General features: G+C 65.6%; 19 protein-coding genes. 10 read left to right on the forward strand and 9 right to left on the reverse strand.

Annotation, left to right across the window (positions count from 1 at the left end; genetic code table 11):
• Position 1: 1 nt before the first annotated feature.
• The 3 genes from PE067_RS14805 to PE067_RS14815 form a co-directional block, all read right to left on the reverse strand.
• A complete protein-coding gene (locus tag PE067_RS14805) occupies positions 2-1,345 on the reverse strand; it encodes a flagellar hook-basal body complex protein (protein WP_276190412.1) in 1,344 nt (447 codons plus the stop codon).
• Positions 1,346-1,420: 75 nt separating this feature from the next.
• Positions 1,421-2,221 carry a flagellar motor protein MotB gene (locus PE067_RS14810; protein WP_276190414.1) on the reverse strand — a complete coding sequence of 267 codons (801 nt, stop codon included), beginning with the start codon at positions 2,219-2,221 and terminating at the stop codon, positions 1,421-1,423.
• Between the two features lie 69 nt (positions 2,222-2,290).
• Positions 2,291-3,883, reverse strand: coding sequence for a GMC family oxidoreductase N-terminal domain-containing protein (locus PE067_RS14815; RefSeq protein WP_276190417.1), 1,593 nt, complete (start codon positions 3,881-3,883; stop codon positions 2,291-2,293).
• Between the two features lie 91 nt (positions 3,884-3,974).
• Between PE067_RS14815 and PE067_RS14820 the strand changes: the two genes are divergently transcribed.
• From PE067_RS14820 to PE067_RS14845, 6 genes are all read left to right on the forward strand, one after another.
• Positions 3,975-4,538 (forward strand): paraquat-inducible protein A, encoded by a 564-nt coding sequence (locus tag PE067_RS14820; protein ID WP_276190419.1) that lies wholly within the window; start codon positions 3,975-3,977, stop codon positions 4,536-4,538.
• Positions 4,436-4,669 carry a paraquat-inducible protein A gene (locus PE067_RS14825; RefSeq protein WP_276190420.1) on the forward strand — a complete coding sequence of 78 codons (234 nt, stop codon included), beginning with the start codon at positions 4,436-4,438 and terminating at the stop codon, positions 4,667-4,669. Before PE067_RS14820 ends, PE067_RS14825 begins: the two co-directional genes overlap by 103 nt.
• A gap of 77 nt (positions 4,670-4,746) precedes the next feature.
• Positions 4,747-5,442 (forward strand): paraquat-inducible protein A, encoded by a 696-nt coding sequence (locus PE067_RS14830; protein ID WP_276190773.1) that lies wholly within the window; start codon positions 4,747-4,749, stop codon positions 5,440-5,442.
• Positions 5,439-7,448 carry an MlaD family protein gene (locus PE067_RS14835; RefSeq protein ID WP_276190422.1) on the forward strand — a complete coding sequence of 670 codons (2,010 nt, stop codon included), beginning with the start codon at positions 5,439-5,441 and terminating at the stop codon, positions 7,446-7,448. The genes PE067_RS14830 and PE067_RS14835 overlap by 4 nt, the downstream gene beginning before the upstream one ends.
• 107 nt (positions 7,449-7,555) lie before the next feature.
• On the forward strand, positions 7,556-8,017 hold the full coding sequence (locus PE067_RS14840) for an ABC-type transport auxiliary lipoprotein family protein (protein WP_276190424.1): 462 nt from the start codon (positions 7,556-7,558) through the stop codon (positions 8,015-8,017).
• Positions 8,014-8,199 (forward strand): hypothetical protein, encoded by a 186-nt coding sequence (locus tag PE067_RS14845; RefSeq protein ID WP_276190425.1) that lies wholly within the window; start codon positions 8,014-8,016, stop codon positions 8,197-8,199. Before PE067_RS14840 ends, PE067_RS14845 begins: the two co-directional genes overlap by 4 nt.
• 8 nt (positions 8,200-8,207) lie before the next feature.
• Here PE067_RS14845 and PE067_RS14850 read toward each other — a convergent pair whose 3' ends face one another.
• The 4 genes from PE067_RS14850 to PE067_RS14865 form a co-directional block, all read right to left on the reverse strand.
• Positions 8,208-8,765: a flavin reductase family protein gene (locus PE067_RS14850; RefSeq protein WP_276190427.1), complete on the reverse strand. Its 558-nt coding sequence runs from the start codon at positions 8,763-8,765 to the stop codon at positions 8,208-8,210.
• A gap of 44 nt (positions 8,766-8,809) precedes the next feature.
• A complete protein-coding gene (locus PE067_RS14855; protein WP_276190429.1) occupies positions 8,810-9,586 on the reverse strand; it encodes a 3'(2'),5'-bisphosphate nucleotidase CysQ in 777 nt (258 codons plus the stop codon).
• Positions 9,573-10,925 (reverse strand): TldD/PmbA family protein, encoded by a 1,353-nt coding sequence (locus PE067_RS14860; protein ID WP_276190431.1) that lies wholly within the window; start codon positions 10,923-10,925, stop codon positions 9,573-9,575. Before PE067_RS14860 ends, PE067_RS14855 begins: the two co-directional genes overlap by 14 nt.
• A gap of 159 nt (positions 10,926-11,084) precedes the next feature.
• Complete coding sequence (locus PE067_RS14865; RefSeq protein ID WP_276190433.1) at positions 11,085-12,554, reverse strand: DUF2125 domain-containing protein; 1,470 nt, start codon at positions 12,552-12,554, stop codon at positions 11,085-11,087.
• A gap of 127 nt (positions 12,555-12,681) precedes the next feature.
• Between PE067_RS14865 and PE067_RS14870 the strand changes: the two genes are divergently transcribed.
• Positions 12,682-13,308, forward strand: coding sequence for an enoyl-CoA hydratase/isomerase family protein (locus PE067_RS14870; protein ID WP_276190436.1), 627 nt, complete (start codon positions 12,682-12,684; stop codon positions 13,306-13,308).
• A 104-nt stretch (positions 13,309-13,412) separates the two neighbouring features.
• On the opposite strand, the gene PE067_RS14875 is transcribed toward PE067_RS14870, so the two are convergent.
• Both PE067_RS14875 and ahcY read right to left on the reverse strand, forming a co-directional pair.
• Positions 13,413-13,754 (reverse strand): DUF2853 family protein, encoded by a 342-nt coding sequence (locus PE067_RS14875; RefSeq protein ID WP_276190438.1) that lies wholly within the window; start codon positions 13,752-13,754, stop codon positions 13,413-13,415.
• Positions 13,755-13,855: 101 nt separating this feature from the next.
• The gene (gene ahcY / locus PE067_RS14880) at positions 13,856-15,259 is read right to left on the reverse strand and encodes an adenosylhomocysteinase (RefSeq protein WP_276190440.1); all 1,404 of its coding nucleotides are present in this window, start codon (positions 15,257-15,259) and stop codon (positions 13,856-13,858) included.
• 277 nt (positions 15,260-15,536) lie between these two features.
• Between ahcY and PE067_RS14885 the strand changes: the two genes are divergently transcribed.
• From PE067_RS14885 to PE067_RS14895, 3 genes are all read left to right on the forward strand, one after another.
• Positions 15,537-16,460 carry a glucokinase gene (locus PE067_RS14885; protein ID WP_276190442.1) on the forward strand — a complete coding sequence of 308 codons (924 nt, stop codon included), beginning with the start codon at positions 15,537-15,539 and terminating at the stop codon, positions 16,458-16,460.
• A 168-nt stretch (positions 16,461-16,628) separates the two neighbouring features.
• Positions 16,629-18,494: an autotransporter assembly complex family protein gene (locus PE067_RS14890; protein WP_276190444.1), complete on the forward strand. Its 1,866-nt coding sequence runs from the start codon at positions 16,629-16,631 to the stop codon at positions 18,492-18,494.
• Complete coding sequence (locus tag PE067_RS14895) at positions 18,494-23,008, forward strand: translocation/assembly module TamB domain-containing protein (RefSeq protein WP_276190445.1); 4,515 nt, start codon at positions 18,494-18,496, stop codon at positions 23,006-23,008. The genes PE067_RS14890 and PE067_RS14895 overlap by 1 nt, the downstream gene beginning before the upstream one ends.
• Positions 23,009-23,054 lie beyond the last annotated feature (46 nt).

The following is a 23,054-nucleotide window of genomic DNA, read 5'->3' on the forward strand; positions in this document are numbered from 1 at the left end:
ATCAGCGTTTCAGATTGGTGGTTTCCTGCAGCATTTCATCGACCGTCTGGATGACCTTGGCGTTCGAGGAATAGGCGCGTTGGGTCTGGATCAGATCGGTCAGCTCGGCCGCGACATCGGTTGTCGAGGCTTCCCGGGCATAGCCGACGACGGCGCCGGTCGGGCCGTCGCCCGCGTTCCACAGAAAGAACGACCCCGAGGTCGGAGAGATCATGTAGGTCTGATGATCCAGCGCGAGCAGCCCGTTCTGGTTCGGCACGTCGGCCAGCGGGATCTGATACAGGGTGCGCACAAAGCCCGTATCATAGGTCGCGCGGACATAGCCGTATTCGTCGATTTCCACCCCGGCGAGACCGCCGACCGGCGAGCCGTCCTTGCTGATATTGGTCTGGGCGAAGTTCGAACTGAGCTGGGTCAGGCCGTTCGCTTCATTCAGGCGACCGATATTGACGTTCATCGGGCCGCCCTGGACGGTCAGGTTCAGGTTGCCGGTCACCGGATCATAGGCCCCGCCCGAAATCGGGGTCACCGACGAAAGGCGGCCGCCCGAGGTCGGGCCATCGTCAAAGACCAGCGTATATTCGCCCACGATATTGCTGGCGGGGTCCATGGCAGAGTCGCGCACCGTCATGGTCCAGGTGTTCGACATGCCGGGCGTCGGGTTGACGACCGGGGTGAAGGTCACGCTCAGCGCCTCTGACGTGCCGAGATTGCCGAAATATTCGATGGTCAGCGGCCAGGTCGTGCCGGTTGCGCCGTTCAGCGTATCCGTCGCGGGCAGGTTGACGCCCAGGTTGATGTTGCGCGTCGGATCGGCCGAGTTCTGGGCGGCGTTGATCACCACCGGAACCAGACCCGCCGTGCTGTCGCGCGGCATCACCGGGATCGAACCATCGGCATTGGCGGGCCAGCCCATCAGGACAAGGCCCGATTCCGTCCGCATCACCCCTGCTGCATCGGCCCGGAAAGAGCCGGTCGTGGTCATCATCAGGGGCAGTTGTTCATTCGGTCCCATGGCGTTCAGCGTGACCGAACTGATCACGGGCAGCATGCCGCGCCCCGAAATCGCGATATCCATCGGGTTCGAGGTCGGAACCAGTGCGCCCCTTTCGTCGATCAGGCGGCTGGTCGAGGCCCGGACACCGCCCGCCGCATAAATGCCGCCGTTCGACGAATACAGGCCCGCGCCATGGGTCCGGTTCAGAACCATGGAGTCAAAATCAGTCTCGACCCGCTTGTAGCCATAGGTGCTGGAGTTCGCGATGTTATCCGAAATCGTCGCAAGCCGGGTCGAGTTGGCCGCGAGTCCGGCCACACCGGAATTGAGAGCGGAGGAAATGGACATTCGAAGAAAGCCTTTCGTGACTGTGATGCGCCAAATCTGCAGTGAAGGGGTTAAAATGCCGCTAATGGCGCCCGGTTATCTAAGTAAAATCAGCTCGACCCGATTGTTGCCGGGGTCCATCGGGTTGACCGAGCGGTTGCGGCGGTCGGCGTGGCTGGTCACGCGCTGGACGCGACGTTCATCAAATCCCGCCTCTGACATCAGGTTGCGGACCATATGGGCGCGGGCGTCCGACAGGGCCCAGACCGGGGAATGGATCAGCATTTCGGGATAGCCCCGGACATGGCCGGAAATCGCCACATCGTTGCGCACCCGCCCCAGCACCCGAGACAGGATGGCCGACAGTTCGCGCATCACCGGGGTCGCCTGTGCGGTGTCCCCTTCGAACAGGGGCTGGTCGGTCAGGTCGGTCAGTTCGATCACCAGACCTTCGTCGGTCATCCGGGTCACGACATGGCGCAGCAGATTGGTCATCTGCATCGATTCGGCGCCGCTGCCGGTCAGTTCGTCCTGAATCTGGCGGGCCATGTCTTCGAAACCCGATTGCGCGCCTTCGACGGCGCGGGCCATGCGCTGATCGCGAGAGGCGCCCATCCCCTGACCGCCGGTTTCTTCGGAATTCTGTTCATGGCCGCCAAGCGCGCCATCGGCGCCGCCCGCCGTGCTGTGCACGACGGTCGGGTTGAAGTAATCCGCCAGCCCCTTTCGCTGCTTTTCCGTTGTGGCGTTCAGCAGCCACATCAGCAGGAAAAACGCCATCATGGCCGTGACGAAATCGGCATAGGCGACTTTCCACGCGCCGCCATGATGTCCGCCGCCACCTTCCTGGGTGATGCGTTTGATGATGATGGGGGAATTTCCCCGGTCGGCTGGCATGGCGTCCCTTTCCAACATGGATGCGCTGGAAAGGGTCTATCAGCAGGGTGTCAACGTCCAGTTAACGGCTCAAATGCCATGTATTTCCTGCAGGATCATCTGCGCGCCCTTTTCGGCGATCATGATCGTCGGCGAGTTGGTGTTGCCCGATGTGATCCTCGGCATGATCGAGGCGTCGATCACTCGCAGCCCGCCGAACCCGCGCACACGCAGCGCCGGATCGACGACCGAGCCCGCATCGGCCCCCATCCGCGCCGTGCCGACCGGATGAAAGATCGTCGAGGCGACGCGGCCCGCCGCCTCGGCCAGCGCCGCGTCGCTGTCATCATCGCCGCCCGGCTTGAATTCCTCGGGGGCATAGCGGGCCATTGGTTGCTGGGCCATGATGCGGCGGGTCAGGCGAATCGCCCGCGCCGCCACCAGCCGGTCGCCGGGCGTCGAGAGGTAATTCGGCGCAATCAGCGGATGGGCCAGCGGATCGGTCGAGGTGATGCGGACATGGCCCCGGCTTTCGGGGCGCAGGTGGCAGACACTGGCCGTAATCGCCGGGAAAGGATGCAGGTTTTCGCCAAACGCCTCAAGGCTCAGGGGCTGGACATGGTATTCCAGATCCGCCGTCGCGACATCGGGCGAGGACCGCGTAAAGGCCCCAAGCTGGCTTGGCGCCATGCTCATCGGGCCAGAGCGGTTCAGCAGATATTGCGCCCCGATCATCCCCTTGCCCCACCAGCGCCGCGCCATCTGGTTCAGCGTCTTGCCGCCCGAAATCCGATAGGCGCAGCGGATCTGCAGGTGGTCTTGCAGGTTTTCGCCGACCGGGGCGTCGCGCCGCACCTCGATCCCCGTGGATTGCAGCAGATCCGCGGGACCGATCCCCGACAGTTGCAGGATCTGGGGCGAGCCGATGGCCCCCGCCGACAGGATGATTTCGCGGCCTCGGATGGCCTCAACGCCGCCGGCATGGCCGACCTCGACCCCGGTGGCGCGGTTGCCGTCGAACAGGACGCGGCGGGTGTGGCGACCGGTCAGGACGGTCAGGTTCGGCCGCTTCAGCGCCGGTTTCAGAAAGGCCTTGGCGGTCGAGACGCGCCAGCCGCCGCGCTGGTTGACCTTGAAATAGCCGACGCCTTCGTTGTCGCCGGTGTTGAAATCGTCGCTGGCGGGGATGCCGGTGGCTTCGGCCGCGCGGATGAAGTCGTCCAGGATGTCCCACCGCAGGCGCTGGCGTTCGACCCGCCATTCCCCGCCCGCGCCGTGGTTTTCGGATGCGCCGCCAAAATAATCCTCGGATTTCAGGAACAGCGGCCAGACATCATCGGCGCCCCAGCCCGTGCAGCCAAGCTGGCGCCAACGATCGTAATCGGCCTTTTGCCCGCGCAGATACAGCATCCCGTTGATCGAGGAACTGCCGCCCAGCACCCGCCCGCGCGGATAGATCAGCGACCGCCCGCCAGTGCCCGGCTCTGCCTCGGTGCGAAAACCCCAATCGGTGCGCGGGCTGCCGATGCAATACAGGTAGCCGATGGGCACATGGATCCAGTGGTAATTGTCGCGGCCCCCGGCCTCGATCAGCAGAACGCGGGTGCCGGGGTCGGCGGACAGCCGGTTTGCCAGCACGCACCCGGCGCTGCCCGCGCCGACAATGATGAAATCGTAATCCATGAACCCTCCGGAATGGCGTCATGCCAGCCGCTGGCAGGGCGTGTGCAAGCCTGACCTTGGCGGGCGCGCGGTTCCTGCTATTGTGCATCGCATGAGCGATCCGACCCCATATGACCTGACCACCGGCGCGGGCCTGATCGCCTGCCCAAGCTGCGATGCCCTGCATGTCGAGGAAGAGCTGGAACCGGGTGAAACCGCCCGCTGCATCCGCTGCAATGCCATTCTGGCGCGGCCCCGCGCGGGGGCGTTTTCGCGCATCATCGCGCTGTCGTTCACCTCGCTGGTGCTGATCGTCGGCGCGATCTTTTTCCCCTTTCTGGAAATCTCGCGCATGGGGATCGGCAATGCGACATCGCTGTTCGGGGTGGCGCTGGCCTTTTCGCAGGGCTGGCTGATGCCGCTGACGGTCGCGGTGCTGGTCCTGATCGTCGCGCTGCCCGCATTGCGGGCGGTGCTGCTGGTCTATACGCTGCTGCCGCTGGCGATGGGGCGGGCGCCCGGCACCATGCCGTCCCCGCCCTGCGCCTGTCCGAGGCGATGCGGCCGTGGTCGATGGCCGAGATCTTTATCATCGGAACCTCGGTCGCGCTGGTCAAGGTCGCGGGACTGGCCAGCGTCAGCTTTGGCCCGGCCTTCTGGGCGTTCTGCGCGCTGATCCTGGTCAATGTCGCCAGCCATGCCTTTACCAGCGTCACGACGATCTGGGACGCGATCGAGGACGGCGGCGGCAAGACAGACGGCCGCGAACAGACCCCGGCGCACCCGAAACAGGGGCAGCAGGCATGAGCCGCAGCACCCGGACAGCGGACCCGACCCCCGATCTGACCCCCGATCTGGCCCCCGCCGCGATGACCCCCGCCGCGATGACGGGCGACAGGCCGCAGGGTCACAACCTCCCCGTGCTGACCGCCCATCGCGCCGGGCTGGTCGGCTGCCGGGGCTGCGGGCGGGTCTGGCCGCAAACCGAAACCACCTGCCGCCGCTGCAATTCCGATCTGGTGCCGCCCGACCGGCGCTGCCTGCAGGCGGTCTGGGCATGGATGATCGCGGGGATGATTTTCTACATCCCGGCAAACCTGTTTCCGATGCTGCGCACGCAGACGCTTGGCGGGCTGCACGGCAACAGCGAGGCGACGATTTTCGGCGGCGTGCTGGAACTGATCCGCTATGGCAACTGGGGCGTGGCGCTGATCGTCTTTGTCGCCTCGATCATCGTGCCGATCGGGAAATTCGTGGCGATTGCATGGCTGGCGCTGGTCGCCGGGCGCCCGGCCACGGTCGAAAACGCCCACCGCCGGCTGATGATCTTTGAATTCGTCGAATTCATCGGGCGCTGGTCGATGATCGACGTCTTTGTCGTGGCGATCCTGTCGGCGCTGGTGCAATTGGGTTTCGTCGCCTCGATCCATCCCGGCCCGGCGGCGGTCTGCTTTGCCTTGTCTGTTGCCTTTACCATGCTTTCCGCGCAGAGTTTCGATCCCAGACTGATCTGGCGCGGCCTGCCCCTGCGCAGCCGCCGCCCAACGAGAAGAACCGGCCAAACGACCAGGACCGAATGACGGACACACCCCCAGACCAGACCCCCGCCAGCGCGGACCCCGCCGAGGTGAAACCGGCCAAGATGAATCCGGACGCGCTGAAACCGGCATCCCCGGTCCGAAAGACCATGGCGCGTGCCTCGGGGGCAGGGGCGTCGCTGATCTGGCTGGTGCCGATTCTGGCGCTGATCGTGACGCTTGCGCTGGCCTGGAACGCCTATAGTGGGCGGGGCACGCTGATCAGCGTCGAATTCGCCGATGCGACAGGGGTGACGCCGGGGGAAACCACGCTGAAATTCCGCGAAATCACCGTGGGCAAGGTCGAAAGCGTGCGCTTTACCTCCGATCTGGCGCGGGTCGTGGTGAATATCCGCGTCGATCAGGACATCGCGCGCTATGTCGATTCCGGGGCAGAGTTCTGGATCGTCCGCCCGCAGGTTTCGACGCAGGGCATTTCGCGGCTGGATACGGTGCTGACCGGGGCCTTCATCGAAGGGTTCTGGGACGATTCGCCAGATGAAAACCAGCGTCATTTCATTGGCATGGACCGAATTCCCCTGACCCGTTCGGGGGAAAAGGGGACCTGGATCGTGCTGTCGTCGGACAATGCCAAGGGCATGGTCGAAGGCACCCCCGTCACCTATCGCGGCGTGCAGGTCGGCACGATGCAGAACCTGCGGCTGGCGGCGGATGACGAAACCGTGCTGGTCGATGTCTTCATCGCCGCGCCTCATGACGAAAAGCTGACGACGGCGACGGTGTTCTGGGACACCTCGGGGTTTTCGGTTTCGCTTGGGCCGAACGGGGTGGCGCTGAATGTCAGTTCGGTCGCCTCGCTGTTGCAGGGGGGCGTCGAATTCGCGACCCTGACCAGCGGCGGCAGGGCGGTTTCGCCGGGGCAGGTCTTTCGCCTGCAGGCCGATGAGGCGACGGCGCGCGGATCGCTGTTCATCGACGACGAACAACTGGTGCGCATGACCGTCCGCGTTGATGGCACGGTCAAGGGGCTGCAGCAGGGCGCGGATGTGCAATATCAGGGGCTGACCGTCGGGCGCGTCACCGAACTGGCGGTCGAGGCGGATCCTGAAGCGACCGGCACGGAACCCGCGTTGCATCAGGTCCTGACCATCGCGGTCACGCCGTCGCGGCTTGGCATGCCGCCCGAAACCAGTGCCGAACAGGCGCTTGAATTCCTGTCGGGGCAGGTCGAACGCGGGTTGCGCGCCCGCGTGGCCAGCGCGGGTTTCTTTGGCACCTCGCTGGTCGTCGAACTGGTCGAGATCCCCGATGCCGAACCGGCACAGATCGACACGGCGGCGCAGCCCTATCCCGTCATGCCTTCGGCCCCCGGACAGATCAGCGATTTCAGCGATACCGCGCAGGGCTTTCTGGCCCGCGTCGGCAATCTGCCCGTCGAGGAGGTCCTGAAATCCGCGACCGACATGATGAATTCGATCACCGCCATCGCCAGCAACGAAGACACGCGGGCGGTGCCCGCCTCGCTGAAAGCCGCGATCGACGAGGTGCAGGCCACAGCGGACGAATTGCGGCAGGCCACGGCGGAACTGCGCGAAAGCGGTGTGCTGACCCAGGTCCGCCCCTTTGTCGATGAGGCGACGGCGGCGGCCGAGGCGGTCAAGCTGGCCGCCGCGGATGTCCCCGAAATGGTCGAAAAGATCGACATTGCCGCCGAATCGGTCGAGGAATTCGATTTCCCCGGCATCAGCGACGAAGCCAAGGGCATCCTGCAGGACATCCGCGCCATGCTGGGCACCGAAGATGCCGAACAACTGCCCAAGAATCTCTCGGACACGCTCAAGGCGGCTTCGGGGCTGCTGAACGATCTGCGCGACGGCAATGCGGCGGGCAGCCTGAACGAATTGCTGGTTTCGGCCAAACAGGCGACCGAGAATGTCTCGGCCTCGGTCCAGAACCTGCCCGACCTGATGCGGCGGCTGGAAGAGGCTGGTCGCGCGCGCCGATACGGCGGTCGCGGCCTATGGCGCGCGGTCGGATTTCAACAGTGAAATGCTCGACTATGATGCGGGAAATGCGTCGTGCGGCAAGTTCCTTTGGAAGCCTTGCCCGCATGATGGAACGCAATCCGCGCGCCTTTATTCTGGGACGGTAAGCCATGCGTCTAAGCCTGATATCCCTTGCCTCGCTGGCTGTTCTTGCGGCCTGTTCAAACCCGATGAGCACGGGGCGCTATCTGATCGACCCGCCCGCGACGGGCGAACGGGTGCCCGACCGCATCGGCACGGCGGAGTTGAAGGACGTGTCCCTGCCCGAATATGCCTCGGGCGATGAGGTTGCGTGGCAAAGCGGCGACGGGGCGGTGCGGCTGGACAGCAAGAAGCTCTGGGCCGACGATCCGCAGCGCGCGATCACCAATTCGCTGGCGCGGGCGATTTCGGATATCTCGGGCGCGACGGTGATAGCGGAACCACGGCCCCTGTCCGAACCGCCGCGCCGCAGGATCGAGGTGCGGGTCGAAAAGGCGCTGGCGCAGGCCGGTGGCAGCTATCGCATGACGGGGCGCTATTTCGTGTCGGATGACCGGGCGAGGCGGGGCCAATCAGGCGCGCAGCTTTGATTATCTCGATCCCTTTGGCGTCCGAGGAACCCGCCGCCATCGCGCGGGCGCAGTCGCAGGCGATTGCCCAGCTTGCCCGCCAGATCGCGGTTCTGGGCGGGCCGGGGCAGGTGATCGCCACCACCGCGACGCGCGGGGACGCGCTGTTCGGCGGGCCGCTGCCGGGTTTCGAGGGGCTGTAGGGCGGGCCTTAGCCCGCTGAAAGCTGCCGAATTTCCACGGCGGCAAAGACCAGCAGGTGATCGCCCGGACCGCCCGTGGTCGCGCGCAGAACCTGCCCGATCATCACCGAATGGTCGCCCGCCTCATGGCAGGCATAGGTCGCGCAATCGAACCGCGCCGAGGTGCCGGGCAGGACCGGGATGCCTTCGGGCGTCAGTTCGATCCGCAAACCGTCGAACCCCCCGCCGCCGCGCGTGAACCGCTGCGAAACCTCCAGCTGTTCGACCCCCAGCACATGCACCGACCAGTGCCGCGCGCCGGTGAACAGCCCGTGGCGGGTCGAGGCGCGGGCCGGGCACCACATGACCAGCGGCGGCTCCAGCGAGACGCTGGCAAAGCTGTTGACCGTCATGCCCTGATGGCCGTGCGGGCCTGCGGTGGTGATGACGGTGACGCCGGTCGCAAAACGGCCAAGCGCATCGCGAAGCACCTTGGCCTCGGTCGTGGCGGGCAGAAAGGTGATCGCATCGGCAAGCCGGTCCAGCTTGGCCGCAGGGGGAAAAGGGGTGTTCGACGCGCTGCTCATCTCAGGGTGAAGCCTTAGCCCGATCACTGGACCCGCCACAAGTCTCATGGGGCAAGCCGCCCCATGATCTGTTGGTGAAGACGGGGCGGCGCGGCGATGAAACCGTCCAGCTTAGGATGGGTGGCGTTGAAAACCGGGCGCTGCCCCCGGCAATCGGTGATCACGCAGCCCGCGCGTTCGGCGATCAGGCAACCCGCCGCCACATCCCATTCCCAGGTGCCGCGCAGGGACAGGGCCGCGTTGAAGCGGCCTTCGCCACCGAGGCTCAGCCGCCATGCCAGCGACGGGCGGAATTCGCGTTTCAGGGGCGGCAGTTCCGCGTCGCGCCACAAGGCCGGGGCAAAGGTGATCTTGCTGGCCAGCGCCGTCGCGCCGTCGATATCGTGAGCGGCGGCCCCGATCTTCCGGCCGTTCAGCGTCGCATCGCCATCCGCCGTCGCGGCATAGGTCAGCTTCATCGCGGGCAGATGGACGACGCCCGCCACCGGCCTGCCATCCCGCACCACGGCCAGCGAATGCGAAAACCCCTGCTGACCATCCAGAAAGGCGCGGGTGCCGTCGATCGGGTCCAGCACGAAGACCGGCCCGTCCCCCAGCCTTTCGGGACTGTCCGAGCTTTCCTCGGACAGCCAGCCATAGTCGCGCCGGGCCTTGCGCAGCAGGTTTTCCAGATGATCGTTGACGGCCAGATCCGCCTCGCTGACCGGACCGGCATCGCCGCCCTTGTCCCAGAAACGCGGTTCGCGGCGCCAACAGCGCAGGGCGATCTCGCCCGCCTCGCGGGCGGCGCGTTCCAGCAGTTGCAGATCAGTTTCCGGCAACGGTCATCCCTTCGACAAGCAGGCTTGGCACGGCATGGGCACGCCATTCCGGCGTGTCGCTGACCACCGTCACCCGCATCAGCATGTCGCGCAGGTTGCCCGCGATGGTGCATTCGTTCACCGGCCATGCGATTTCGCCGTTTTCGACCCAGAACCCCGCCGCGCCGCGCGACCAATCGCCCGTGTTGGCGTTGATCGAGGCCCCCAGCATCGAGGTCACGACCAGCCCGCGCCCCATCTGCGCGATCAGCTCCTGCGGCGTGGCGGTGCCCGCCGTCATCGTGATATTCGTCACCGCGGGCGAAGGCGGCGCAGAGGTGCCCCGCGCCGCATTGGCCGTCGAAGCCATGCCCAGCTTGCGCCCGGTCGCCAGATCCAGCGTCCAGCCCATCAGCACGCCGTCCCCGACGATCAGGCGCGGCGCGGTCGGCAGCCCTTCGCCGTCAAAGATGCGCGACGATGACATGCGCAGCAGGTGCGGATCTTCGCGCAGGTCGATGCCTGCGGGCAGCACCTGCTGGCCCAGATCATTGCGCAGCCAGCTTGCGCCGCGTGCAATCGCGCTGCCGTTGACCGCCGACAGCAGATGCCCGATCAACCCCGAGGACACGCGCTGGTCATACAGGATCGGAAAACTGCCGGTCGGCGGCTTTTTCGCGCCAAGCCGTTGCAGCGTGCGTTCCGCCGCCTGACGACCGATGAATTCGGGGCTGGGCAGGTCGCTGCGGTGGCTGCGAGACTCACCCGACCAGTCCCGTTCCATCCCCAGACCTTCGCCGCCGATGGCGATGGTCGAAATCGCATGGCCCGACCGCGCATAGCCCGCCGAAAATCCGTTGCTGGCCTGCAGCCACATCATCCGCGACGAGGCGCTGGCGCTGGCGCTTTCGATCCGGGTGATGCCCTGCACGGACAGGGCCGCCGTCTCGGCGCGCAGGGCGATGTCGCGCAGATCCTCGGCCGTGGGGGCGGGGCTGTCGTCGCGCAGTTCCAGCGGGCGGCTGTCGGTGTCGCGGGCCAGCTGACCGGGATCCGCAAGGCCCAGATTGTCGTCGACCGGCGCCTCGCGGGCCATGGCGACGGCGCGCTCGGCCATTTCGGCGATGGCGCGGTCGGAATGGTCTGATGCGGACACGCTGGCCTGCCTGCCACTGACCAGCACGCGCAGACCGATATCGACCGCCTCGGCGCGTTCGGCATGTTCCAGCCGCCCCTCGCGGACATCGACCGACAGCGCGGCGCCGCGCACGGCGACGGCATCGGCCTGATCGGCCCCGGCGCGGCGCGCCATGTCCAGAAGTGCGCCGGTCAGTCTTTGCAGGTCGTCGGAGCCGTTCATCACCACCTCATATGCAAAGGGGGCCGGGACGGAACCCGACCCCCGCATGTCAGGGCGCCCCGTCGATCAGGAGTCCCGTCGATCAGGAATCCGGTCGATCAGGGCGCCCGCTGTCAGGATCCGCCATTTGGCAGGGGTCCCGGCTGTCGGGTCATCAGCTTACTGGACCTGCTGGCCGTTTGCGAAGACCGAACCGTCATCCCGCATTTCGATATCAATGGTGCGGGTGCCCGGATTGCTGGGATCTTCCTTGCCGAAGGCGCCGATCATCGCATTGACGGCCATCACCTGATCCGGCGGCAGCAGACCCATCTGCGCCAGCTTCTGCACGACTTCGGCCACGCCCGAGAAACGGACATGCAGGTTGCCCTGCGGCTGGTCCATGCCTGCGGCTTCGGACGGCTCCAGCTTGCCATTCGCCTCGATATTGGCGCCAATGGCTTTCAGCGCAAGCTGGTTGATGACGATCTCGACCGGCTCGAACGGGGCCGCGTCGGGGGCGGTCGGATCCGTGGCGGCGGCGCTGGTAGCCGGGTCCAGAAGGTCCCGCAGCACTTTCAACTGGCCGGTCAGGTCGATTTCCAGATTGGCCGGATCGCGCGACAGTTGTTTCGTCGGGTCGAACATATCCCAGATCTGGTCGCCGATGGTCAGACCCGCCAGCGAATAGCCGAATTTGAACGGCTGCGCATCATCCGAGGCGCTGACCGGGAACTGCATGTCAAAGGTGCTGGATTCCATGCCGTAGCTGATCGGGAAGGGCAGCGGCATCATGGTGACCTCTGCGGCGACCTTGCCGCCATTGCCCTGATAGGTCAGCCCTTCCGAAGACATCGCGAAGAACAGATCCGACGGCGCCGCCGACACCGTGCCACTGCCCGATTGCGGCGCGCCGTTTTCATCGGTGCCGGCAAAGTCGAAGGTCAGGGCCAGATCGCCCATGTTCAGCTTGCCGTCCATGTTCAGACCTTCCTTGAGCGCGGCGCTCAGGTTGTCTTGCATGTTCACGTCCGCCTTGGCCCCGGCCATCTTGCCCGCGATCTCGACCCCCTTGATCGAGCCATCGAGGTTGACCTTGGGGTTTTCGGCCTGGACATTCAGCTTGAATGTCATGTCTTCGGTCTTGTGGGTGTAGTCCCAGCTGGATTCGTCACCGCTGGTCGAACGCAGCGAACCGGTGTTGCCGATAAAGGTCGGGTTGGTCGGGATCGCCACTTCTTCGCTGCCGGTCCGGATCTTGTCCAGCGACACCACGATCGAGGGATAGTCGTATTCATGGGTCAGGTCGCCGACCTCGCCCGAACTGGTCATCTCGTTGCCGGGCAGCGACAGGTTCGCGGTCAGTTCGAAATCTTTGTCCTCGGCCGTCTTGCCCGAAATCAGGACCGGGAATTCGTCGGAATAGACCGAACGCACCTTGCCGTCGCCGGTCGCCTGCAATTCGACCTGCGGGACGACAAAGGACACATTCGAGCCTTCGCTTTCGACCGCAAAGGCCACGTCCTTCAGCGTCAGCGTGTCGCCCGCCAGTTCACGGTTGCCTTCGGTGACGTCATAGCCGGCGCTTTTATAGTAATCCAGCCAGTTCTGCCAGACCTGTTCCGGGGTGACATCTGCGAAGGCTGGCATCGTGAAGGCCGCGAGCGCAAGGGCGGAGCTTGTCAGTCTCAGGGACATGGTCATACCTTTCGGGCGTCTGGAATTTGCGTTCGCGCGGTTTGTGCCATACCGGGCGACCCTGTCCAAGGAGTTAAAGATGATTTCAACTGAAATTGCGCAAGGTTTCGCGACGTTCACGCTGGCACGTCCGGAAAAGGCGAATTCGCTGACCGGACGGATGCTGCAGGAATTATGCGATGCGGTGGACCGTGTCGCGCAGGATCCGGACCTGCGCGTCCTGACCCTGACCGGGCAGGGGGGCGTGTTTTCGGCGGGCGCCGATCTGGACGAGGCGCGGGCGGGGCTGGCGCTGTCGCCGCTGTGGGAACAGCTTTCCGCCCGCATCGCCGCGCTGCCCTGTCTGACGATTGCGGCGCTGAACGGGACGGTCGCGGGCGGGGCGCTTGGCATGGTGCTGGCCTGCGATCTGCGCATCGCGGTGCCTTCGGCCAAGATCTTTTATCCGGTGATGAAACTGGGCTTTCTGCCGCAGCCAAGCGATGCGGTGCGGATGTCGGCGCTGATCGGTCCGGCGCGGGCCAGGATGATCCTGATGGCGGGGCAAAAGATCCCCGCGCCCGAAGCCTTGGCACGGGGGCTGGTGGATCGGCTGGTCGAGCCGGGCGAGCTGATGGCGGCGGCGCGGGAACTGGGCGCCGATGCGATGGGCGCCAGTCTTGACCATGTCAAAGGCATCAAGGGCCTGATCCCGGCGGGTATCTGACCCCGTTTGATGCCCGGTTGATGGCCGGTTGCGGCGGGGGATGTCCCGCCGCAACCGGGCTGTCAGTCGCGGGCTGTCCGTCGGGGCCTGTCAGCCGAGGCCCGTCAGGCGTAAACCGACTGCTTCTTGAAATGCAGGCACAGCAGGTAATAGAATACCGCGCGGTATTTGTTGCGGTTCGCGCTGCCATATTGGTCGATCACCGCCTTGATCGCGGCATCCAGTTCCGGCCCTTCGGCCAGCCCCAGCTTCTTGACCAGATAGTTCTGACGCACCCGCCCCAGTTCGTCGGGATCCGAGGCGGCGACGGTTTCGGCATCGGCATTGTAGATCGAGGGGCCGCAGCCGATCACCACCTTGGTCAGCAGGTCCATGTCAGGCGTCACGCCGACCTTGTCTTTCAGGTCAGCCGCATATTTCGCAATCAGGTCGTCACGTTTGCTCATCTGTCCGTCTTCCAGAAAATGGGAACCGGGGCAAAGGATTGACCATCCCCGCCCCGATATCAACAGATTACTGGAATGACCCGGCGACAGGGCCGCCCGGTTCAGTAGCGGTAATGATCCGATTTGAACGGGCCTTCCGGCGTGACGCCGATATAGGCGGCCTGTTCGCCGGACAGTTTCGTCAGCTTGACCCCGATCTTGTCCAGATGCAGGCGGGCGACCTTTTCATCCAGTTCCTTGGGCAGGATATAGACGCCGGGCTGGTATTCCGCGCCCTTGGTCCACAGCTCGATCTGCGCCAGCACCTGATTGGTAAAGCTGGCCGACATCACGAAACTGGGGTGGCCGGTCGCATTGCCAAGGTTCAGCAGGCGGCCCTGCGACAGCAGGATGATGCGATTGCCGGATGGCATTTCGATCATGTCCACCTGGTCCTTGATATTGGTCCATTTGTGGTTCTTCAGCGCCGCGACCTGAATTTCATTGTCGAAATGGCCGATATTGCCGACGATGGCCATGTCCTTCATCACGCGCATATGTTCGATGCGGATGACATCGCGGTTGCCGGTGGTGGTGACGAAGATATCGGCGCTGTCTGCGACGTCTTCCAGCAGCACGACCTCGAACCCGTCCATGGCGGCCTGCAGGGCGCAGATCGGATCGACCTCGGTCACCTTGACGCGCGCGCCGGCGCCTTGCAGCGATGCCGCGCAGCCCGTGCCGACATCGCCATAGCCGCAGACCACGGCGACCTTGCCCGCCATCATCACATCGGTCGCACGGCGGATGCCGTCGACCAGCGATTCCTTGCAGCCGTATTTGTTGTCGAATTTCGACTTGGTGACGCTGTCGTTGACGTTGATCGCCGGGAAGGGCAGCAGGCCCTGCTTGTGCAGGTCATACAGACGGTGGACGCCGGTGGTGGTTTCCTCGCTGACGCCCTTGATCGCCGCGCGCTGCTGCGTGAACCAGCCCGGAGACTGTGCCAGACGCTTGCGGATCTGGGCAAACAGCGCCTCTTCCTCCTCGCTGGTGGGGGTGGCGATCAGGTCGGTTTCGCCCGCCTCGACCCGTGCGCCCATCAGGACATACATGGTCGCATCGCCGCCATCGTCCAGGATCATGTTGGCGTGGCCGGGGCGGCCATCTTCGGCGAACTGGAAAATCTGGTCGGTATAGGACCAGTATTCTTCCAGCGTTTCGCCCTTGATCGCAAAGACCGGCACGCCCGTCGCGGCAATCGCCGCCGCCGCATGATCCTGCGTCGAATAGATGTTGCACGATGCCCAACGCACATCGGCGCCAAGCGCGGTCAGGGTTTCGATCAGCACGGCGGTCTGCACGGTCATGTGCAGGCTGCCCGCGATCCGCGCGCCCGAAAGCGGCCGGGCCTGATCGTATTCGGCACGCAAGGCCATCAGGCCCGGCATTTCCGTTTCCGCGATGTCAAGTTCCTTGCGGCCGAAATCGGCCAGTGAAATGTCACGGATGATATGGTCGGTCATGTGTCGCGCGCGCCCCAGGCTGTCAGAAAATCCTGCGCGCGCCTTATCATCGGGCGGCCGCGGATACAATCAAGCGCGGCCTTCCGGGCAGGGGCGGTTTGCGGGGCGAAACCGACGGGCCCGCAGGGATGCGGCCTTGTCGGGCGGTTCCGGTGGGAGGTGTCGGGGCGGGACGTGTCGGGGTTGGGCTTGAAGGGGTGGGGGCATGCGTGATGAAATCGCGCTCGCTCTGGGCGTGGTCATGTTCTAAACCCGCCCGCGTAAGGTGGAGGAAATCATGGCGATCCTGTTGTCCGATGTTGGCGGCACCAATGCGCGCCTGGCGCTGTCACGATCCGGCAGCATCGACGCGGCGACGGTCTCGCGCTATCGGGGTGATGATTTCGCCAGCTATGATGACGTGATCCGGCGCTATCTGGACGAACAGGGCAGCCCCCGGATCGAGGCGGTCTGCATCGCGGTCGCGGGGCCGGTGGCCAGCGGGGCCGCGCAACTGACCAACCGGGACTGGGATTTTTCCGAAGACCGGCTGATCGCGCTGACCGGCGCGGGCCGCGCGCTGATCATCAACGATCTGGTCGCGCTTGGCCATGCGATGGCCGGGCCGCAGGGCCGGGCGACCGAATTGCTGCGCGACACTTCGGGGCTGCGGGCGCGCAACGGGCAGTCGGTGGTGGTCAATGCCGGGACCGGCTTCAACATCTGCGTCGTCTGCCAGCCGCGTCAGGGCCGCGCCGTCTGCATGGAATCGGAAGAGGGCCATACCCGGCTGCCCGAACCGGTGTTGCGGATGCTGAAACAGGCGATGGGCGACGATATCGCGGATTTTTCCTCGCTTGAGGAACTGTTTGCGGGCCGTGGCCTTGCCCGGCTGCATGGCCGCCTGTCGGGCCATCCCGTCGCCCGCGCCGAAGACGTGACCACCGCCGCCGCCGAAGGTGACGCCCGTGCCGGCGCGACGCTGGACCTGTATACCGCCATGCTGGGGCTGGCCTGCCGCGAGTTCGCCCTGCGCTATCTGCCGCTGGACGGCATGTATCTGGCGGGCAGCGTGGCGCGCACCGCCGCCGCGCGGTTCGATCTGTTCGAGCGCAATCTGCTGGCCGATGGGCTGATGCGCGACATTCCGCAGGCGGTGCCGGTGCGGGTGATCCGTGACGATATGGCCGCACTTCATGGCTGTCTTGCCGCAATCCTCTGAGAATTGCGCCCTGCGCACGCCTGCGGGTTGGAATCCTGACCTGACTTGTGCAAAATCGCCCCAAAACCTCTGGGCCGTCGCGGCGCGGACAGGGCAGCAGCAGGACAGCAGGCAAGGCAGGGCGGGGCGATGAAGCGCGTAGTGGCGACAGGGGCGACAGGGGCCCTGATGATGGGGGCCGTTCTGGTCGGGTCCGGGCTGGTCGGATCGGGTCCGGGCAAGGGTGGCGCCGCGCTGGCGCAATCCTCGTCGCCCTTTTCCGGGATCTCGGGCTGGTTCGACGGGGAACCGGGATCCCCGCTGGAGCTGAAATTCGACATTGAGGGCGATGACGGTTCGCTGGAACGCAGCATCCGCGCGGCCTCGCTGGTGCAGGGCGCCCGTGCCGAAGGCCGCATCACCGCGCAGGATATTCTGGCCGCCGCCCGTGGCGATTATGCGCGTATTCTGGGAACGCTTTACGATTCAGGCTATTACGACGCGGTCATCAATATCACGCTGGACGGGATCGAGGCCGCGCAGATCGCGCCGCTGGACGCGCCCGGCGCGGTGCAAAGCGTCACCATCGCGGTGCAGCCGGGGCCGCAGTTCCGGTTCAGCCGCGCCGATATCGCGCCGGTCGCGCCGGGGACCGAACTGCCTTCGGACTATCGGCAGGGCGAACCGGCGGGGACCGGCGTGATGAAAAGCGCGGCCGTCGCGGGCGTCGATGGCTGGCGCAACGTCGGCCATGCCAAGGCGGATGTCGCCTCGACCGATATCATCGCCGACCACCGTTCGGATACGGTGGACAGCCGCGTCGTGCTGGCGCCCGGCCCGGCGCTGACCTTTGGCCAGTTGACCATTCGCGGCTATGAACGCATGGACCCGCGCCGGTTGCGCAAGATGGCGGGCTTCCCCGAAGGTGAGCGTTTCGACCCCGAAAAGATCGAGGACATGCGCAAGCGCCTGCGCCGTTCCGGGGTGTTTTCGGCCATCACCATCACCGAAACCGATGGTGTCGGCCCCGGCAATACGCAGGATGTCGATCTGCTGGTGATCGAACAGAAAACCCGGCGCATCGGCGGCGGGTTCGAACTGTCGAACGAAAACGGTCTGGCGCTGACCGGCTACTGGATGCACCGCAACCTGCTGGGCGGCGGCGAAAGACTGCGCTTTGACGCGGCGATCTCCGATATCGGGGCCGAGACCTCGGGCGAGGATTACAGCGCGGGCGTGCGTCTGGACCGCCCGGCGACCCTGCATCCCGATGTCACCGGCTATCTGCTGTTTCAGGTCGCGCGCACCCGCGACGAGGATTACGATCTGGACAGCGCGACCGTCGGTCTGGGCTTCACCTATCTGCCAAGCGACTGGCTGACCGCCGATATCGCCCTGCTTTACAATGCGCAGCGCGTGAATGACGAAGGCGAGAAAACGGATTTCCGCTTTGTTTCCCTGCCCATGTCGGTCACCTGGGACCGCCGCGATGACCAGACCGATCCGACGCGGGGCTATTGGCTGAGCGGCAATCTGACGCCGTTTCTGGGCATGGACGATACCGACAGCGGCGCGCGCGTTCTGGGCGAGGGGCGGGCCTATTTCACCCCCGGCACCGAAGGGCGGCTGACCTTTGCGGGCCGGGCGCGGCTTGGCACGATCCTTGGCGCCGATCTGGCGCAGACGCCCCGCGATTACCTGTTTTATTCGGGCGGCGGCGGCTCTGTCCGGGGGCAGCCCTATGAATCACTGGGGGTCGAGGTCATCCGTGGCCCCGAGGGTCTGATCAAGACCGGCGGCATGAGCGTCGCCAACATGTCCGCCGAGGTGCGCTATCAACTGCGCGAAAAGATCGGTCTGGCGGTCTTTGCCGATTGGGGGCAGGTCTGGGCCGAAGACGGCTTTGGCGGCGACAGCGGATCGCATTCGGGCGCAGGCATCGGCGTGCGCTACAAGACGCCGATCGGCCCCTTGCGGTTCGATCTGGCCGGGCCGACCAGCGGCGACACCGGCAGCGGCGTTCAGGCCTATCTGGGACTGGGGCAGGCATTCTGATGGCACGTTTTCTGACATCCTTCCGGGCGCTGACATGGCTGGTCCTTGCGGCGGTCCTGACGCTTGCCGCGCCGGTTCAGGCCCAGCAGACCGTTGCCGAAATCGCCGAAGAAACCCAGGGTGACGATCAGGGTTTCATCACGCGGCTGCTTCAGGAAAAACTGTCTGGCGCCGGGCGTCAGGTCCATATTTCGGGCTTTCAGGGGGCGCTGTCATCGCGCGCGACCTTTCGCGAACTGACCATTTCCGACGATGACGGCACATGGATCACCCTGCAGAACGGCGCGATCCAGTGGACCCGTTCGGCGCTGTTCCTGCGGCGGGTGGAGATTCAGGAACTCTCGGCGGAAACCGTGATCCTGCCGCGTCTGCCGGGTGGGGGCGATGCATCGGCACAATCGGCCGAAATCCCCGAATTCTCGCTGCCGGTCCTGCCGGTGGGCATCAATATCGACAAGATCGCCATCGGCCGGCTGGAGTTGGGAGAGCCGGTGATCGGCCTTGCCGCCGTGGCATCGGTGTCCGGCTCGATGAAGCTGGCCGGGGGCGAGGGGCAGGCCGACCTGACCATCAACCGGCTGGACGGGCCGCGCGGCGTCTTTGACCTTGGCGCATCTTTTTCCAATGAAACCCGCGTTCTGGACCTGAATCTTGATCTGGATGAGGATGCGGACGGTATTTTCGCCAATCTGGTCGGCATCGAAGGGCGCCCGGCCGTCAAGGCGGAAATCAAGGGGCAGGGGCCGCTCAGCCAGTTCGCCGCCGATCTGCGCATGGCGACCGACGGACAGGACCGGGTGACCGGCCGCGTTGCGCTGAACGCCGCCGAACAGGACGGCCAGCCCGGCACCAGTTTCCGCGTCGAGATGAGCGGCGATATTGCCGCCCTTGTCCCCGCAGAACACAAGGATTTCTTTGGCGCCAGTTCTCAGCTTCTGGCCGAGGGCTGGCGGGGCCAAAGCGGCAAGCTGAACATCCCCGCCCTGATGGTCGATACCGATGCGCTGAACCTGTCCGGCTCGGTCACCACGACGGACAAGGGCGCCCCGCAAAGCGCCGTCCTGCTGCTGAATCTGGGCGAGGATGCGGATGCGTCGACCGTGCCGGTCCGCCTGCCCTGGGCCGACAAGCCGACGACCGTGCGGTCGGGCAGCCTGCAACTGTCCTATGACGCGGCGCAGGATTCTGTCTGGACGCTGAGGGGGCGCGTCGGCGATGTCGCCCGCGCCGAAGGCACCCTGACGGAACTGAAGATCGGCGGCCGTGGTCATGTCGAAATGACCGATGGGGGCCTTGATCTGCTGCGCGGCTGGATCGCCTTTGGCCTGACCGGCATGGCGCCGACCGATCCGGCGCTGGCGCAGGCCACGGGCGACAATATGAACGGCGGTCTGAATTTCCATTTCCGCCCCGGCAATGCGCTGAACCTGTTCGGCATGAACATCAACGGCGCCGATTTCCGGCTGACCGGGGACACCACCGTCAGCGGCCTGTCCTCGGGTCTGGCGCTGTCGGGCGATCTGACGATGTCGCATCGTGATCTGGCCCGGTTCTCGGGTCTGGCGGGCCGCGATCTGTCGGGTCAGGCCGAGGCGCGTTTCGACGGCCGCTATGTCCTGCTGAGCAAGGCCTTCGACGTCGATGCGACGATCAACGGCACCGATATCACCGTCGATCAGGACCATGCCGACCGCCTTCTGGCGGGCAAATCCACCATCGAACTGTCCGCCCGGCGCGATGAAACCGGCATCAACCTGCGCAAGCTGAACGTCAACGCCCAGAACCTGACCGCCGAGGCGGCGGGCTATCTGAACAGCGACGGTTCGGATGTGAAGGCCGTGATCGCGATGCCCGACCTGTCGGTCGCGGACCCGGCCATGTCGGGGTCGGTGACGGCGCGGGCGCAGGTCTCGGGGCCGGATGGCGCGCGCAGGCTGGTCGTCGATGGCGATGCGGTCGATCTGGTGACGGGGATCGCCGAACTGGACGGCGCGCTGGCCGGGGAAAGCCGGTTGAGCGCCGAACTGATCCAGAACGGCGACAGCTATGAACTCAGCGGGCTGAAGCTGGACAATCCGCAACTGACCATAGACGGCCAGGGCAGCTTTGCCCAGGGGGCGCTGGATGCGACGGTCGATTTCGACATGGCCGATCTGGCCGTGTTGCAGCGCGGCTTTTCCGGCGGGCTGAAGGCACAGGCCCGCGCCAGCGAAAAGGACGGCGTGCGCAGCATTTCCGTCACCGGCACGGGCACCGATCTGCGGCTTGGTCAGGAAAGCACCGATGGCGCGCTGACCGGCGAAACCCGGCTGAGCCTGCTTGCCGAAGAACAGGGCGGCAATGTCACGGTCAAGGAATTCAATCTGGCCAATGACCAGATGCGCGCGCAGGCCTCGGGCGTGGTGGGCAGCGACAGGACCGACCTGCGCGGCGATGTCAGCATCCGTTCGCTGGCCTCCTTTGGTAAGGGATGGCGTGGCGCGGTCGATGCGCAGGGCAGCTTTGCCGATGACGGTCAGGGCGGGCGGCGGCTGGACGTGACCGGCACCGGGCGCGATCTGTCCTTTGGGCAGGCGCAGGTCGATGGCGCGCTGGCCGGCGAAACCCGTCTGCGGTTGAGCGGCACGGAAAGGGGCGGCGTCTTTGAAATCGACAGCGCCACGGTCGCGAACCCCCGGCTGAACCTTGATGCGACGGGCAAAGTTGGCGGCGGGCAGACCGACCTGACCGCGCGGATGAATGCGGCGGATCTGCGTTTTCTGGGCCGGGGCTTTCGCGGCGCGGTCGATGCGACGGCGCAGGTCACCGAAGCCGACGGCGCGCGCAATGTGACGCTGAACGGCACGGCGGACGGTCTGGCGGTCGGCGTCGCGCAGGCCGATACGGTTCTGGCCGGGCGGACCACCATCGACGCGGCCGTTAGCCTTGACGCGCAGAACCGGCTGACCATTCAGCGCGTCAATGCGGGCAATGGCAATTTCCGCGTCAATGCCGATGGCAACCCGGAACTGATCAATCTGGATGCGCGGCTGAACGATCTGGGCAGCGTCGTGCCGGGCTTTCCCGGCCCGCTGCAAGTGCGCGGCACGATCGGCCAGCAGCCCCAGAATTTCCAGATGGATCTGGATGTGACCGCGCCGGGCAACCTGCGTTCAACCATCGAGGGCACGGTCGCGCGCGATTTCGCGACCGCAAATCTGGGCATACGCGGCAATGCCGACGCGGCCGTCGCCAACCCCTTCCTGCGCACGCGCAGCGTCGAAGGGCCGGTGACGTTCGACCTGCGTGTGAACGGGCGCCCCTCGATCGAGGCGCTGACCGGGCAGTTGCGGCTCAGCAATGCCCGTCTGGCCGAACCGCGCCTTGGCCTCAGCGTCGAAAGCCTGAATGCCAGCGCCGATTTCGCGGGCGGCCGGGTGCAGGTGGATGTGCAGGGGCAGCTGGAATCGGGCGGGACGCTTTCCGTCTCGGGTCCGATTGCGCTGACCGGCGACCGCGCGATGAACCTGACCGGCAACCTGCGTCGTGTCGTGCTGCGCGACCCGGATCTTTACGAGGTGCTGGTCGACGGTCAGGTTTCGGTCACGGGATCGGCGGCCCAGGGCCCGCTGGTCGCTGGCCGCATCGACGTGCGCGAGGCCGAATTGCGCATCCCCTCGACCGGGTTCGGGGGGGCGGCCTCGATCCCCGAAATCAAGCATCTTTATGACCGCCCGCCGGTCCGCGCGACCCGCGCCAAGGCCGGGCTGTCGGAATTTCCCAGTCAGGATTCGCGCTTTGCGGGCATGAACAGCCCGCCCGCGACGCCCCCCGCCAACCCGGCGCGGTTCGACCTGACCATTTCGGCGCCGCGTCAGGTCTTTGTCCGCGGGCGCGGGGTCGATGCGGAACTGGGCGGGGAAATCCATGTCGGCGGCAATGCCCGCCAGCCGATCCCCGTCGGCCAGCTTGAACTGATCCGGGGCCGCGTCGATCTGCTGGGCAAGCGGTTCGACCTGACCGAGGGGCTGATCGAGATGCAGGGCAGCCTGATCCCGGTCATCCGTCTGGTCGCCCAGACCAGTCAGGACGGCATCACCACCCGCATCATCATCGACGGCGAGGCGCAGGACCCGGAAATCCATTTCGAATCCGACCCCGGCATGCCCGAGGAAGAAGTCCTGTCCCATCTGCTGTTCGGTCGCGGTCTGGACACGATCAGCCCGCTGCAGGCCGCGCAACTGGCCAATGCCATCGCCGTTCTGGCCGGGCGCGGCGGCGAGGGCATCGTCGGCAGGCTGCGTTCCGCCACGGGTCTGGACGATCTGGATCTGGCCACGGATGACGAAGGCAATGTGTCCGTCCGGGCCGGGAAATACCTGTCCAAGAACCTCTATACCGATGTGCAGGTGGGCGGCGACGGCACCACGCGGCTGAACCTGAACCTGGACATTTCCGACACGCTGACGGCGCGCGGATCGGTCGCCTCGGACGGGAAAAGCACCATCGGCATCTATTACGAACGCGATTACTGATCCGCGTCACGGCCGGGGATGCAATAGCTCCGCCTTTCGCAAGGAA

The sequence above is a fragment of the Paracoccus sp. DMF-8 genome, from assembly GCF_029309835.1.
Lineage (GTDB): Bacteria > Pseudomonadota > Alphaproteobacteria > Rhodobacterales > Rhodobacteraceae > Paracoccus.